This window comes from Mycobacterium sp. SMC-14, assembly GCF_046250075.1.
GTDB lineage: Bacteria > Actinomycetota > Actinomycetes > Mycobacteriales > Mycobacteriaceae > Mycobacterium.
In genome coordinates, this window is sequence record NZ_CP176429.1 from 3911389 (window position 1) to 3923922 (window position 12534).

General features: G+C 68.8%; 16 protein-coding genes. 9 read left to right on the plus strand and 7 right to left on the minus strand.

What is annotated here, in order from left to right:
- Positions 1 to 53 precede the first annotated feature (53 nt).
- Positions 54 to 1019, minus strand: a complete 966-nt coding sequence (mshD, locus tag ACKY0W_RS18600) for a mycothiol synthase (protein WP_409435281.1) — start codon at positions 1017 to 1019, stop codon at positions 54 to 56.
- The gene (locus tag ACKY0W_RS18605; protein WP_409435282.1) at positions 1016 to 1786 is read right to left on the minus strand and encodes a winged-helix domain-containing protein; all 771 of its coding nucleotides are present in this window, start codon (positions 1784 to 1786) and stop codon (positions 1016 to 1018) included. The genes mshD and ACKY0W_RS18605 overlap by 4 nt, the downstream gene beginning before the upstream one ends.
- A gap of 61 nt (positions 1787 to 1847) precedes the next feature.
- Between ACKY0W_RS18605 and lmeA the strand changes: the two genes are divergently transcribed.
- The 7 genes from lmeA to ACKY0W_RS18640 all read left to right on the plus strand — a co-directional run bounded on the left by lmeA (position 1848) and on the right by ACKY0W_RS18640 (position 5687).
- Positions 1848 to 2639 (plus strand): mannan chain length control protein LmeA, encoded by a 792-nt coding sequence (gene lmeA, locus ACKY0W_RS18610; RefSeq protein ID WP_409435283.1) that lies wholly within the window; start codon positions 1848 to 1850, stop codon positions 2637 to 2639.
- Positions 2636 to 3061: a thioredoxin family protein gene (locus ACKY0W_RS18615; RefSeq protein ID WP_409435284.1), complete on the plus strand. Its 426-nt coding sequence runs from the start codon at positions 2636 to 2638 to the stop codon at positions 3059 to 3061. The genes lmeA and ACKY0W_RS18615 overlap by 4 nt, the downstream gene beginning before the upstream one ends.
- Positions 3062 to 3111: 50 nt before the next feature.
- Entirely contained in the window at positions 3112 to 3180 is a 69-nt protein-coding gene (locus tag ACKY0W_RS18620) for a putative leader peptide (RefSeq protein ID WP_353617130.1), read from the plus strand.
- A gap of 87 nt (positions 3181 to 3267) precedes the next feature.
- A complete protein-coding gene (locus ACKY0W_RS18625) occupies positions 3268 to 3717 on the plus strand; it encodes a DUF4395 domain-containing protein (protein WP_409435285.1) in 450 nt (149 codons plus the stop codon).
- Positions 3718 to 3757: 40 nt separating this feature from the next.
- A complete protein-coding gene (locus ACKY0W_RS18630; protein ID WP_409435286.1) occupies positions 3758 to 4591 on the plus strand; it encodes a sulfurtransferase in 834 nt (277 codons plus the stop codon).
- 1 nt (position 4592) lies between these two features.
- Complete coding sequence (locus ACKY0W_RS18635) at positions 4593 to 4895, plus strand: DUF1416 domain-containing protein (protein ID WP_409435287.1); 303 nt, start codon at positions 4593 to 4595, stop codon at positions 4893 to 4895.
- Positions 4896 to 5012: 117 nt separating this feature from the next.
- On the plus strand, positions 5013 to 5687 hold the full coding sequence (locus tag ACKY0W_RS18640; protein ID WP_409435288.1) for an FABP family protein: 675 nt from the start codon (positions 5013 to 5015) through the stop codon (positions 5685 to 5687).
- A gap of 84 nt (positions 5688 to 5771) precedes the next feature.
- On the opposite strand, the gene ACKY0W_RS18645 is transcribed toward ACKY0W_RS18640, so the two are convergent.
- Positions 5772 to 6641 carry an aminodeoxychorismate lyase gene (locus tag ACKY0W_RS18645; protein WP_409435289.1) on the minus strand — a complete coding sequence of 290 codons (870 nt, stop codon included), beginning with the start codon at positions 6639 to 6641 and terminating at the stop codon, positions 5772 to 5774.
- A 35-nt stretch (positions 6642 to 6676) separates the two neighbouring features.
- Here ACKY0W_RS18645 and ACKY0W_RS18650 point away from each other — a divergent pair, with 35 nt between their 5' ends.
- Positions 6677 to 7756: a YgfZ/GcvT domain-containing protein gene (locus ACKY0W_RS18650; RefSeq protein WP_409435290.1), complete on the plus strand. Its 1080-nt coding sequence runs from the start codon at positions 6677 to 6679 to the stop codon at positions 7754 to 7756.
- Between the two features lie 135 nt (positions 7757 to 7891).
- Positions 7892 to 8059 (plus strand): DUF3073 domain-containing protein, encoded by a 168-nt coding sequence (locus ACKY0W_RS18655; RefSeq protein WP_081654520.1) that lies wholly within the window; start codon positions 7892 to 7894, stop codon positions 8057 to 8059.
- A gap of 61 nt (positions 8060 to 8120) precedes the next feature.
- On the opposite strand, the gene purM is transcribed toward ACKY0W_RS18655, so the two are convergent.
- From purM to ACKY0W_RS18675, 4 genes are read right to left on the minus strand one after another with little or no spacing between them, the layout of a single operon-like run.
- Positions 8121 to 9206, minus strand: coding sequence for a phosphoribosylformylglycinamidine cyclo-ligase (gene purM / locus ACKY0W_RS18660; RefSeq protein ID WP_409435291.1), 1086 nt, complete (start codon positions 9204 to 9206; stop codon positions 8121 to 8123).
- A gap of 57 nt (positions 9207 to 9263) precedes the next feature.
- Positions 9264 to 10493 (minus strand): acyl-CoA dehydrogenase family protein, encoded by a 1230-nt coding sequence (locus tag ACKY0W_RS18665; RefSeq protein WP_409435292.1) that lies wholly within the window; start codon positions 10491 to 10493, stop codon positions 9264 to 9266.
- Positions 10490 to 11632, minus strand: a complete 1143-nt coding sequence (locus ACKY0W_RS18670; RefSeq protein WP_409435293.1) for an acyl-CoA dehydrogenase family protein — start codon at positions 11630 to 11632, stop codon at positions 10490 to 10492. Before ACKY0W_RS18670 ends, ACKY0W_RS18665 begins: the two co-directional genes overlap by 4 nt.
- Positions 11633 to 11656: 24 nt before the next feature.
- The gene (locus ACKY0W_RS18675; protein ID WP_409435294.1) at positions 11657 to 12502 is read right to left on the minus strand and encodes a TauD/TfdA dioxygenase family protein; all 846 of its coding nucleotides are present in this window, start codon (positions 12500 to 12502) and stop codon (positions 11657 to 11659) included.
- Positions 12503 to 12534: the final 32 nt, after the last annotated feature.

Sequence of the window (12534 nt, forward strand, 5' to 3'; positions counted from 1 at the left end):
GGATGGCAACCACATGCCAGATGAACGGGCGGTGAATAGATTCCGGTGCCGTCTCAAAGCTGGTCCACAGCGGCGTAAGCGGTGTCGACACTGTGCACGTCAAAGCCCAACTGCTGGTAGGTGCGCAATGCCGCGGTGTTGTCCGCCTCGACGTACAGCAGCACAATCGGCTCCTTGACATCAGCAAGCCGGTCCGCCAGGTAGACCAGGCCGATCTCGGTCAGCACCCGGCCCAGACCACGGCCCTGGGCGGCCGGATCGACTCCCACCACGTAGACCTCCCCGGCGCGTTCGGCGCCCGGTTTGCCGGCGTGGATCTTGGTCCAGTGAAACCCCAGCAGCACGGGTCCGTCGAACGCCAGAAACAGACCGGCCGGATCGAACCACGCCTCGGCGCGGCGCTGCGCCAGGTCCTCCGCCGTCCAGCCGCCCTGTTCCGGATGCCAGGAGAACGCGGCGTTATTGACGCGCAGCAGTTCGGCGTCGTCGTCCGGGCCCGCATAGGTGCGAATCGTTACCCCAGACGGAACCGCTGTGCCTATGCGGCGGTCCCAGCTTCGGCATTCCTCCGTCGAGCCTCGCTGAACCGTCGGCTCGGGCACCCCACGCAGCGATCGGCGCATCTGCAGCAGCTCGCGCACCGTGGCGAGGCCCAGCGCCTCGGCCGTGGACTGGGCGGCCGGCAGGGTGCCGTGCGCCCAGAACCGGGCACCGCCGTCGGTTCTGGCCAGTGCAGCGCGGACCATCGCCGCCCCGATCCCACGCCGCCGGGCGCGCGGCGCCACCACCAGCTCCGCCATCGGCGCGGCGTCCTCCGAGCCGGCGGCCAGGTTCAGGTAGCCCAGCACCGATGCGCCGTCAGCGACGACCAGATGCTGGGTGCGGGTTGCCGAGAGTTCCCGCAGTACCTGCTCCCCCACCGGGGCGACTCCGTCGTGTTCACCGGCGGCAGTGATCAGCTCGCGGATCTGGCGCTGCTCGTCATCGGTCAGTGCGGCATGCCACTGGGGGGCGGTCACTGCCTGGTCAGCGGCTCGGGCGCGCCGCCGTCAGCGCCGTCGAGGTCCTCGACCACGTCGTCGTCCGCGTCGTCGTCGGAGGTGGCCGCGGCGTGACCACGCACCGGCCGGACCGCCTTGTAGCCGACGTTGCGGACGGTGCCGATCAGCGACTCGTATTCCGGACCGAGCTTGGCGCGCAACCGCCGGACGTGCACGTCGACCGTGCGCGTACCGCCGAAGAAGTCGTAGCCCCAGACCTCCTGCAACAACTGCGCTCGGGTGAAGACCCGACCGACGTGTTGGGTGAGGTACTTCAGCAGCTCGAACTCCTTGTAGGTCAGGTCCAGCGGACGGCCCCGCAGCCTTGCGGTGTAGGTGCCCTCGTCGATCACCAGCTCGCCGAGCTTGGTCTGACCCGAAGCCTGCTCGGCGGCCGGTGCGCCGTGACGTCCGGTCAGCAGACGCAATCGGGCATCTGTCTCGGCGGGCCCGGTACCGGGAAGCAGGATCTCGTCGATGCCCCACTCGGCGTTGACCGCCACCAGTCCGCCCTCGGTCACGATCGCGACCACCGGGACCGATCCCGCGGTGGCGCTCAGCAGCCGGCACAGTCCGCGTGCCGCAGCCAAATCGGTGCGTGCGTCGACCAGAACCACCTCGGCCGAACCGGCCTCAAGCAGCGCAGAAACCTCTGGCGCCGCTGTCCGCACGGTGTGTGCCAGCAGGGACAGCGACGGCAGCACCCCGTCAGGGTGCAGGTCAGCGGTCAACAGCAGTAGCTCCAATAGAGGCCCTCCAGCGTCCCAGGTGATCTAACGATAGCGTGCGACCTGCCAGAATGACCGAGTGCGCAGGGTGCTTATCGGTATGTCGGCCGCGATCGCGGCCCTGGTTGTGCTGGCTGTCGGCGTCGATTTCGGAGCCAGCGTCTACGCCGAGTACCAATTGTCCCGGTCGGTACGCAAGGCCACAGGCCTCCAAGCGGACCCGTTCGTGGCGATTCTGGGCTTCCCGTTCCTGCCGCAGGCGCGACGCGATCACTACGACGAGGTCGAGATCAAGGCCTCGGCGGTCGAGCAGCCGATGATCGGCAAGTCGATGCTGGAAGCCACCATGCACTCGGTCGACCTGACCGAAGCCACCTGGCGGTTCCGGCCGGACGCCCCGATCCCGGTAGCCCGGCTGGAGAGCCGGATTATCATCGGTTCTGTGCATTTGGGCCGCTACTTGGGCATCCGCGACCTGATGGTGGAAGCCCCACCGGCGGAGACCAACGACAACACCGGCGGCACCACCGAGTCCGGAATCTCCAGCAACCACGGGCTGGTATTCACCGGCACGCCAGCGGGTTTCGGCAAGCGGGTGAGCGTTGCCGTGGACCTGTCGATCGCCGGACCCGACCACACCACGTTGGTCATCACCCCGACGGGCGTCCTCACCGGCCCGGACACCGCCGACCAGAGTGTGCCCGAAGAGCAGCGCGCCGCGGTGCTCACCGCGTTCCGCGGCAGCCTGCCCCAGCAGCGGCTGCCGTTCGGGTTGGTACCGACCAGCCAAGGCGCCCGCGGCTCCGATGTGATCATCGAGGGCATCGCCGACGACCTGACCGTCACACTGCCGGAGTTCCGCCCGCGATGAGCATCCTTGCGATCGTTGCCGCCCTGGTTTTCGCCGGCGCGATCGGATGGTGGCTGAACCGACGAGCCGGCGTGTTGCGGGAACTGCCCGACCCGGGCACCGGCCATGACGCCAACGCCGCTTCCGATGCCGCCTTTCTGGGGGTGGAAGCCGGGCGACCGGCGGTGGTGCACTTCTCCGCGCCGTGGTGCGGACCGTGCGCCGGCGTACGCCGTGTGGTCGAAAAGGTCTGCGATGACCTCGGGGGCGTCCCCCATCACGAGATCGACATCGACGCCAACCCCGAGGCCGCGCGCAGGTTCTCGGTGCTGTCGCTGCCGACCACGGTGATTTTCGACACCGAAGGGCGCCAGCGCTACCGTGCCGCCGGTGTCCCGACGTCGGCGGACCTGCGTTCTGCGCTGGAACCTCTGTTGGCTTGACCACCCCCGCGTTGGGTAGGCTGTACGTCGTGTTCGCCCGCCTTGAGCTTGTGCTCACCAAGCGCCGCGCAGTTGACCTGTGCCGCACCGCGGGCTGCTGTTGTTGTCGTTGTCGCTGAGACGCGCGTTTTCGCGTCGCTATCGGAGCGCCCGGGAAGCCGTGGCATGTCTCCACCAGCCACTCGCCACGACAGCCAGGAGCATTCATGCCCAACACCGACACCACACAGGTAGATGTCCGGGGTCCCCGGTTCACCGCCTGGATCACCACCGCCGTACTGGTGGCCGTCCTACTGATCTCCCAGTTCAGCCCCCTGGGCGCGGCCGCGTTGCTGGCCGCCCAGGCCGTCGTGTTCGCGGTCGGCACGGCATTGGGCCCCCGCCGTCACCCCTACGGATTGCTGTTCGCCCGACTGGTGGCGCCACGGCTCGGGCCGGTCACCGAGCGTGAGCCGGTCGCGCCACTGCGCTTCGCCCAGCTCGTCGGCCTGGTATTCGCCCTGATCGGGGTCGCCGGCTTCGCCTTCGCCCCGGCGGTCGGCCTGATCGCGACGGCGTTTGCGCTGGCCGCCGCCTTCCTCAACGCCGCCTTCGGAATCTGTCTGGGCTGCCAGCTCTACCCGCTCGTCGTGCGCCTGCGGCCGTCCACGGCATAACTCACAGCATTCTCCCCGAAGCAACTGGAAGGATTCCCACATGGCACGCTCGGACGTCCTGGTCTCCACCGACTGGGCCCAGAGCAATCTCGACGCGCCCAACACCGTGTTCATCGAAGTCGACGAAGACACCAGCGTCTATGACATCAACCACATCCCGGGCGCAATCCGGCTGGACTGGCGCAAGGACCTGCAGGACCCGGTACGCCGCGATGTCATCGACGAGGCCGCGTTTTCCAAGCTGCTCTCCGAGCGCGGCGTCTCAGGCGACGACACCGTGATCCTCTACGGCGGCAACAACAACTGGTTCGCCGCCTTCGCCTACTGGTACTTCAAGCTCTACGGACACGAGTCCGTCAAGCTGCTCGACGGCGGCCGCAAGAAGTGGGAGCTCGACGGGCGTCCGTTGTCGAGTGAAGCCGTCAGCCGGCCCGCCACCTCCTACAGCGCCAAGCCGCTGGACGAATCACTGCGGGCCCGCCGCGACGAGGTGGTGGCAGCAATCAACACCAAGAACCTCGTCGACGTGCGCTCCCCCGAGGAGTTCTCCGGCAAGATCCTGGCTCCGGCGCACCTGCCTCAGGAGCAGAGCCAACAGCGCGGCCACGTCCCGAGTGCGATCAACGTGCCGTGGAGCCGTGCCGCCAACGAGGACGGCACCTTCAAGTCCGACGAGGAGCTGGCCAAGCTATACGCCGACGCCGGCCTGGATGGTCACAAGGAGACCATCGCCTATTGCCGTATCGGTGAGCGCTCGTCGCACACCTGGTTCGTGCTGCATGAGCTGCTCGGACATAACAACGTGAAGAACTACGACGGTAGTTGGATGGAATACGGCTCCCTGGTGGGCGCCCCGATCGAATTGGGAAGCTGATATGTGCTCTGGACCCAAGCAAGGGCTCGCCCTGCCTGCCAACGTCGACCTGGAGAAGGAGACCGTCATCACCGGGCGCGTGGTGGACAGCTCCGGCGCGTCCGTCGGCGGTGCGTTCGTCCGACTGCTGGACTCCTCGGACGAGTTCACTGCTGAGGTGGTCACCTCGGCGACCGGTGACTTCCGGTTCTTCGCCGCTCCAGGAGCCTGGAGGGTGCGTGCTCTGTCCTCGGCCGGTAACGGTGACGCCGTGGTGACGCCCTCCGGGGCGGGCCTCCACGAGGTCGACATCAAAGTCGCCTGACGACTCGCGATAGACTCCCCCCGTGGTTTTGTTCTTCGAGTTGATGCTGGTGGCGGCAACTGGCCTGATCACCTGGTTCGCGCTGTACACGCTGTATCGGCTGATTACCGACGAGATGTGAGTGCCCCCGACGGAGGTACGCCGGATGGCGGCGAGCGCCAGGTCGATCGGGGTTCCGGCGACCGCGCGGTAGCTGCCGCCGCAGAACGTGCCAAGGCGACCGCGGCACGCAACATTCCGGTCTTTGACGACCTGCCGTTCACCGATACCGCCAACCTGCGCGAGGGTGCGAACCTGCACGACGCCCTGTTGGCACTGCTCCCGTTGGTCGGGGTGTGGCGTGGTGAGGGCGTGGGCCATGGCGCGCACGGTGACTACCGGTTCGGCCAGCAGATCGTGGTGTCTCACGACGGCGGCGACTACCTGAACTGGGAAGCGCGGTCCTGGCAGCTGTCCGACGACGAGTCGCACCAACCGGCCCTGCGCGAAACCGGCTTCTGGCGGTTCGTGGACGATCCGGACGACCCCGACGAAACGCAGGCCATCGAACTGCTGTTGGCACACTCCACCGGCTACGTGGAGCTGTTCTACGGGCGTCCACACGGGCCGGCCTCATGGGAGCTGGTCACCGACGCGCTGGCGCGCAGTAAATCGGGGGCGCTGATCGGCGGGGCCAAGCGGCTTTACGGGATCGTCGAGGACGGTGACCTGGCCTACGTCGAGGAGCGGGTGAACGCCGACGGCGAGCTGGTGCCGCACCTGTCGGCGCGGCTGACACGCTTCATCGGCTGACCCCTTGCGTTGACTCTGCGCTGAGGGCGCAGGCTTCTCGCACTTCTGCGCCATGACCGCAGAGTCAACGACTTCGGTGCGCCTTCAGTGGCCGATTGCGGTGTCGACCAGTCCGGCGAATTCCTCCTCGGACACCCGCGGGTGCAGCACCCGGCCATCGAGGGTGTGCACCCGCGCGGCCAGGGTGATGCTGGACACCAGCCAGACATCTTGCGCCGCAGCGAGATCCGCCGGCCGCAACGGGGCGTATTCGCATTCATAGCCCGCGCCGCGGGCCACGTCGAACAGCGCCTCGGCGGTGGTGCCGCGCAGGATCGGGTGCGACAGCGGCGGGGTGATGAGCCGTCCTGGTTCCACCAGCACCACCGTGGAGCGGGGACCCTCCAAGACGTAGCCGTCGGAGCTGATGAAGATGACGTCATCGGCGCCCTGTTTCGCGGCATACCGCAGCGCCGCCATGTTCACCGCGTAGGACAGCGTCTTGGCGCCGGCCAGCAGCCACGGCAGCTCCAGCCCCTGCGCCGACAGACCGCGGTCCAGGGTCACCACCGTCAAGCCCTCACGCCGGGCCGCCGCGATGCGTTCCGGCAGCGGGGTCAGCATCACGTATGCGGTTGGTGCCGAACCGGTTTCTCGGCCCCGGCTGTAAATCATCCGCAGCGCGCCTTCGCCCGTCCCGGCCCACTGCTGCACCGCCTGCTCGACGGCACGGCGCCAGGCGTCCAGGTCCGGGGTCGGCAGGTCCATCAGTTCGGCGGAGCGCGCCAGCCGTCGCAGGTGGGCGTCGAGCAGGCAGGCGGCGCCGTCGCGCACCAGCAGGGTCTCGAAAACCCCGTCGCCGCGCAGCGCCGCCAGGTCGTCGGCGTGCAGCAGTGGTGAGCCGGCCGCAGCGGGTCCGCCGCCCACGGTGACGATCGTCACGACGCTGTCTTGCACATCGGCCTCCGCTGCCATGGACCGTGAGCGTAGCGGCTCCGTAGAGTTGACACGTGTCCGCCGTCCCCGCACCCGATTCCGGTCCCGACGTGGGCGCCATCTGGCATTACGGCGACCCGTTCGGCGAACAGCGCAGCGCGGAAACCGCAGCGGTGTTGGTGGATCGGTCCCACCGGGCGGTGCTCGCGCTGGGCGGCGCGGAGCGCAAGACGTGGCTGCACACCCTGTGCACCCAGCACGTCGCCGATCTTCCCGACGGCGCCAGCACCGAGAACCTGACCTTGGACGCCAAGGGCCACATCCAGAATCACTGGATCCAGACCGAGCTCGCCGAGCGGACCTACCTCGACACCGAGCCATGGCGCGGCGAGCCCCTGACCGAACACCTGCGCAAGATGGTGTTCTGGGCCGACGTGAGCATCGAGCCGGCGGATCTTGCGGTGCTGTCGCTGCTGGGTCCCGACCGGGATGCCCCGGCTGTCCTCGACGCACTGGGACTGGCCGCTGCGCCCGGGGCTACCGCGGTGCCGGTGGGAGATTCCGACGGTCTCCTGCGACGAACCCCCGGCCACGACGCGCTGGAGTTGCTGGTGCCGCGCGCCGACAAGAGCGCGTGGCAGCGCCGGCTGACCCAGGCCGGGGTGCGCCCCGCCGGGATATGGGCCTACGAAGCCGACCGGGTGGCGGCGCGACGCCCGCGACTGGGTGTGGACACCGACGAGCGCAGCATCCCGCACGAGCTGAACTGGATCGGCGGGCCCGGCGTCGGCGCAGTGCACCTGGACAAGGGGTGCTACAGCGGGCAGGAGACCGTAGCCCGGGTGCACAACCTGGGTAAGCCTCCCCGGATGCTGGTGCTGCTGCACCTGGATGGATCGGTGGACAGGCCCTCGACCGGAGACCCGGTCACCTCGGGCGGGCGCTCGGTGGGCCGGCTGGGCACGGTGGTGGACCACTTCGAACTGGGTCCGATCGCGCTGGCGCTGCTCAAACGCGGACTCCCGGCCGACACCCCGCTGCTGACCGGCGCCGACTCCGAGGTCAGTGCCGTGATCGACCCGGAATCGATGCCGCCGCCGGATGAGCGGGGCGCGGGGCGGCTCGCCGTCGACCGGCTACGGGGCCGGCTTTGATAGTGGTCACACCGGCGCAGGGCAGGTCGGCACCTCCGCGATCGGCACGGTAAGCTGTCGGCAGGACAATAAACACATTCAGATCGGAGCCGCCTGCACGTGGGGCCGCTCCGTTATTGCGCGAGGGGGTCCCCCATGGGCCGCGGCCGGGCTAAGGCGAAACAGACCAAGGTTGCTCGGGATCTGAAGTACAGCTCACCGTCGACCGATTTCAGTCGGCTTCAGCGTGAGCTGGCCGGGTCTGAGGTCAACGACTCCGAGGGTGACGACTCCTGGAACGGCGACGACGACTGGCGCCGTTGAGCGCCCAGGCGTAACGCCGGTCCTGACCGGACCTGATGGGGCTCGGCAGACCCGATAGGGCCTAGAACCTCGGGTGCTCCCCGACCAGCCTCGCCCCGTCTCCCGGTTCCGCGTTCTTCCCCGGCTTGGCCACTGTGCCGAGCGGCCAGCAGTCGACGTGGCGGGCAGTCAGGATTGCCAGCGCGCGGTCGGTGTCCTCCGGCGCGACGACGGCAACCATGCCGACGCCCAGGTTGAACGTCTTCTCCATCTCCGCGCGACTCACCCGTCCACGCTGGGCGATCATGGCGAACACCGGGGCCGGCGTCCAAGTGCCACGGTCCACCTCGGCGATCAGCCCGTCGGGGATGACGCGGGCCAGGTTGCCGGCCAATCCGCCGCCGGTCACGTGGCAGAAGGTCCGCACCTGAGTCTCGGCGGCCAGCGCCAGGCAGTCCTTGGCGTAGATGCGGGTCGGTTCCAGCAGTTCCTCGCCCAGGGTGCGGCCGAATTCCTCGACATGGCCGGCCAGGTTCATCCGGTCGATGTCCAGCAGCACGGCACGGGCCAGTGAATAGCCGTTGGAATGCAGGCCTGAGGAACCCATGGCGATCAGTACGTCGCCGGGACGGACCCGTTCGGGGCCGAGCACGTCGTCCGCCTCCACCACGCCGATACCGGTCGCGGAGATGTCGTAGTGATCGGGTTCCATCAGTCCGGGATGCTCGGCGGTCTCCCCGCCCAGCAGCGCGCAGCCGGCCTGCACACAGCCCTCGGCGATGCCGGAGACGATCGCGGCCACCCGTTCCGGCACGGTCCGGCCGACGGCGATGTAGTCCTGCAGAAACAGCGGCTCGGCGCCACACACCACCAGGTCATCGACGACCATGGCAACCAGGTCGATGCCGACGGTGTCGTGCTTGTCCAGCGCCTGGGCGATCGCCAGCTTGGTGCCCACGCCGTCGGTCGAGGAGGCCAACAGCGGCTCGCGGTAGTCGTTGCGCAGGGCGAACAGGCCGGCGAAGCCGCCGAGGCCACCCCGCACCTCCGGCCTGGTGGCCTTGGCGGCCAAGGGTTTGAACAACTCGACGGCCCGGTCGCCGGCGTCGATGTCGACTCCTGCCGATGCGTAGGTAACGCCCTGGGAGCTTGATTCTGCTGAGGTCATCGCGGTAAAGGCTACCGGTCGCCGACTGCGCGCGGTATCGCGCTCGACGTTGCGGCCTCAGAGCCGGTTATGGCGGACCTGATTGAACGGCACGCCGCGGTCGGCGGCGTACTCGCGGGGCAGGCCCAGAACGCGCTCGGCGATGACATTGCGCGCCATCTCGTCGCTGCCACCACCGAGGCCCACGGTCTGCCGCGACAGATACCGCCGGCCCACTCTGAGCAGGTGCGCCTCGTCGTCCACCACCGCCAACGGACCGGCGACCGCCATGGCGGTGTCGACCTCCAGGTAGGTCACATCGGAATGGAACAGCCGGATGATCGAGGCCGCGGCGGGCGGAAGCTCACCGCTGCGCATACCACTCCCGGCGTAGTCGATGAGCTTGTCGCGCACCATGCGCCGGGCAAGCACCCGGCCGATCTGGTCCTGGGTCAGCGGGTCGTCCGCGGTGCCGGCGTCCTGCGCCAGGGTCAGGAAGTCGCCGGCGGCCATCTCGGTTCGTTCGGGGCCGCGCCCGCTGGCGAACTCCGAACCCTGCCCCACGGCCCGCCGCTCGTGGTACAGCAGCCGCGACGCGACGTCCCAGCCCTTGTTGACCTCACCGACCACCGTGTCGGCCCCAAGCCGCAACCCGTCGAAGAATTCCTCGCAGAACTCGTTGGAGCCGTCGACCTGCTCGATGCGCCGCAGCGTGACGCCGGGCGCGTCGATCGGCACCAGGAACATCGTCAGACCGTCGTGCTTGGGCACCGTCGAATCGGTGCGGACCAGCAGCAGCCCGAAGTCGGCGGCAAACGCACTGGTGCTCCACGTCTTGGCCCCGCTGACCACCCAGTCCTGGCCGTCGCGCTCGGCGCGGGTGATCAGGCCGGCCAGGTCGGAGCCGCCGCTGGGCTCCGAGAGCAGCTGCACCAACACCTCGTCGCCGCGCAGCGCGGCGCGGATGTGGCGGCGCTTCTGTTCCTCGGTGCCGGTGTCGAGCAGGGTGGCGCAGCAGATGGTGAACGTCGGGACGTTGAGGATCAGCGGCATCTCGTAGCCGGCGGACGCGGCGTCGAAGGCCTTCTGGTAGCGCAGGTCCAGGCCGAGCCCGCCGTATTCGCGGGGGAAGCAGATGCCGGCGAAACCGCCGTCGTACAGCAGTCGCTGCAGTTCGCGGGCGCGTTGCCAGGCTCCGTCGTCGTCGCGCCCGTTGCGCGGGGGGTGCCGCGGGTCCAGGCGCGGCATGTTGGCGGCCAGCCAGTCGCGGGCCGACGCGGCGAAGGCTTCGACGGTGATGTCGATCATGCGGCGGGCTCCGTGGCGCTGGCGGCCGCGTAGATGGCCCGGTGATGCTCGGCAGGGGTGCCGAGCAGATTCCGGTACAGGGCGGCCCGACGTAGATACAGGTGCAGGTCGTGTTCCCAGGTGACTCCGATTCCGCCGTGCAGTTGCACGCACTCCTGAATCAGCCGACCGGCGTGTTCGCCGAGATAGGACTTGGCGGCGCCGGCCCACATGGCGGCGCCGGAGTCACGCGCTGCCACCTTGTCCACGGCGCCGGCGGTGATCGCGCGGCAGGCGTGCAGCCACATGGTCATGTCGGCGAGCCGGTGTTTGATCGCCTGGTAAGACGCCAGCGGCCTGCCGAAGCTGTACCGGTCGCGGGCCCACGCCACCGTCATGGTCATGACGGCGTCCAGGATCCCGGCGGTTTCGGCGCACACCAGCGCGATCCCGACCTGGGTCTGCCGGTCGATGAGCGCACCGGTCTGTGCCGCGGTGCCGACCACCGCGGACGCGTCGACGTCGGTATCGCTGAATTCGATGCGGGCGTACTGCTTCACCAGATCGATGCCGGGCTGGGACGCCACCCGCACTCCGACACTGTCGGTACGGACCAGGAACTGGCGCAGCGCGCCGTCGTCGGTGCGCGCGCCGATCAGCACCAGGTCCGCCCGGTCCGCGGCCTCCACCCGATCTTTGACTCCGTTGAGCCGGTAGCCGCCGGGGATGCTGGTCGCGGTCAGGCCCGGCTGCTGGGGGTGAAAGCCCCGGCCCGGTTCGTCGCAGGCCCAGGTTGCCACCATCTCCCCCGAGATCAACGCCGCGATGCTCTGCGCGTGAGTGTCCCGGTTGTCGGCGTCGACGAGACCGGCCAGGACCACACTCACGGGGTTCAGCGGCCCGGGCGCCACGGTGCGTCCGATCTCGGTGGCGATCGCGGCCAGGTCGCGCAGGCCGCAGCCCGAGACACTGCCGCCGCCGAGCTCCTCGGGCACCAGCAGGCCGGCCCAGCCGAGCTCGGCCGCCCGCCGCCACCACAGCGCGTCATAGGACCCGCCCCGCGCGTGCAGGTCGCGATAGTCGCTCAGCGTCGCGGTCTTGTCCAGGAATGCGCGCGCAGTGGCGACGAACAGCTCGCTCTCCGTTGACGAGTCGGTCATGTCATCTCCTCCCGATAACCGCGCTCACCGGATGGGCTCGTCACCGAGCACCGTGGTGCGCAGCATCTCCCGGGGAGAATCGGGGTCATAAGGAGCGGCCCGATGTAGTACGCCACGGTTGTCCCAGATGACGGTGTCGCCCACCGACCAGTGGTGACGATAGACCCGGCCGGCAACGGTGGCGCGCGTGAGCAATTCATCCAGCAGTGCGCGCCCCTCGTCGAGGTCCATCCCGACGACGTAGTCTGCGGAGGCGCCCAGGACCAGTGACCGACGACCGTTGCGGTGCGTCCACACCAGCGGATGTTCGTGGGTGGGCCGGGCCCGCCACCGGGCCAGCTCCTCCGGTGACGGATCCGGGGTGACCCGCCGCTGGGAAGCCTCCAGCGAGTGGACCACGCGCAGCGCGCGACAGCGGTGCTTCTCGTCATCGGTGAGCAGGTCGTAGGCGGCATATGAGCTGGCGAATTCGGTCTCGCCGCCCCGCTCGGCGACCTGCACCGCCGAAAGCACGGTGGCCTTCTGCGGGTACTCGTCGCCGGTCGGCGTGCAGCCGTCGATGTGCCAGTCGAAGGTGGCACGCAGGTAGCTCGCCGAGGAGTTCTTGGACCGGTTCAACGTGACCGGGTAGATGCCCGCGACCTCATGGTGGCCGTCCGCGGAGTAGTCGACACTGCCGAGGCGTCCGCAGAACCCGACCTGGGCGCGGGGGCCGATATGCAGGCCGCGAAAGACCAGAACACCGTTGTCTTCCAACGCCTCGAGCACCGCGGCACCGAGGCTATCGTCGGCAGCCAGTCGCTCCGGGTCGACGCCGAGCACCTCGGCACCGACCGAGGACGTCAGCTTGTTGAGGGTGAGCAGACTCATCGGCCTGTCCTTTCTGACAAGGGGTTTCGCGC

What these genes read in the sequence shown, in the direction of transcription:
- ACKY0W_RS18615 (WP_409435284.1), top strand. Translation starts at nt 2,636, where the DNA reads ATGAGCATCCTTGCGATCGTTGCCGCCCTGGTTTTCGCCGGCGCGATC.
- ACKY0W_RS18625 (WP_409435285.1), top strand. Translation starts at nt 3,268, where the DNA reads ATGCCCAACACCGACACCACACAGGTAGATGTCCGGGGTCCCCGGTTC.
- ACKY0W_RS18670 (WP_409435293.1), bottom strand. Translation starts at nt 11,632, where the DNA reads ATGACCGACTCGTCAACGGAGAGCGAGCTGTTCGTCGCCACTGCGCGC.
- ACKY0W_RS18630 (WP_409435286.1), top strand. Translation starts at nt 3,758, where the DNA reads ATGGCACGCTCGGACGTCCTGGTCTCCACCGACTGGGCCCAGAGCAAT.
- ACKY0W_RS18665 (WP_409435292.1), bottom strand. Translation starts at nt 10,493, where the DNA reads ATGATCGACATCACCGTCGAAGCCTTCGCCGCGTCGGCCCGCGACTGG.
- ACKY0W_RS18635 (WP_409435287.1), top strand. Translation starts at nt 4,593, where the DNA reads ATGTGCTCTGGACCCAAGCAAGGGCTCGCCCTGCCTGCCAACGTCGAC.
- purM (WP_409435291.1), bottom strand. Translation starts at nt 9,206, where the DNA reads ATGACCTCAGCAGAATCAAGCTCCCAGGGCGTTACCTACGCATCGGCA.
- ACKY0W_RS18645 (WP_409435289.1), bottom strand. Translation starts at nt 6,641, where the DNA reads ATGGCAGCGGAGGCCGATGTGCAAGACAGCGTCGTGACGATCGTCACC.
- ACKY0W_RS18655 (WP_081654520.1), top strand. Translation starts at nt 7,892, where the DNA reads ATGGGCCGCGGCCGGGCTAAGGCGAAACAGACCAAGGTTGCTCGGGAT.
- ACKY0W_RS18675 (WP_409435294.1), bottom strand. Translation starts at nt 12,502, where the DNA reads ATGAGTCTGCTCACCCTCAACAAGCTGACGTCCTCGGTCGGTGCCGAG.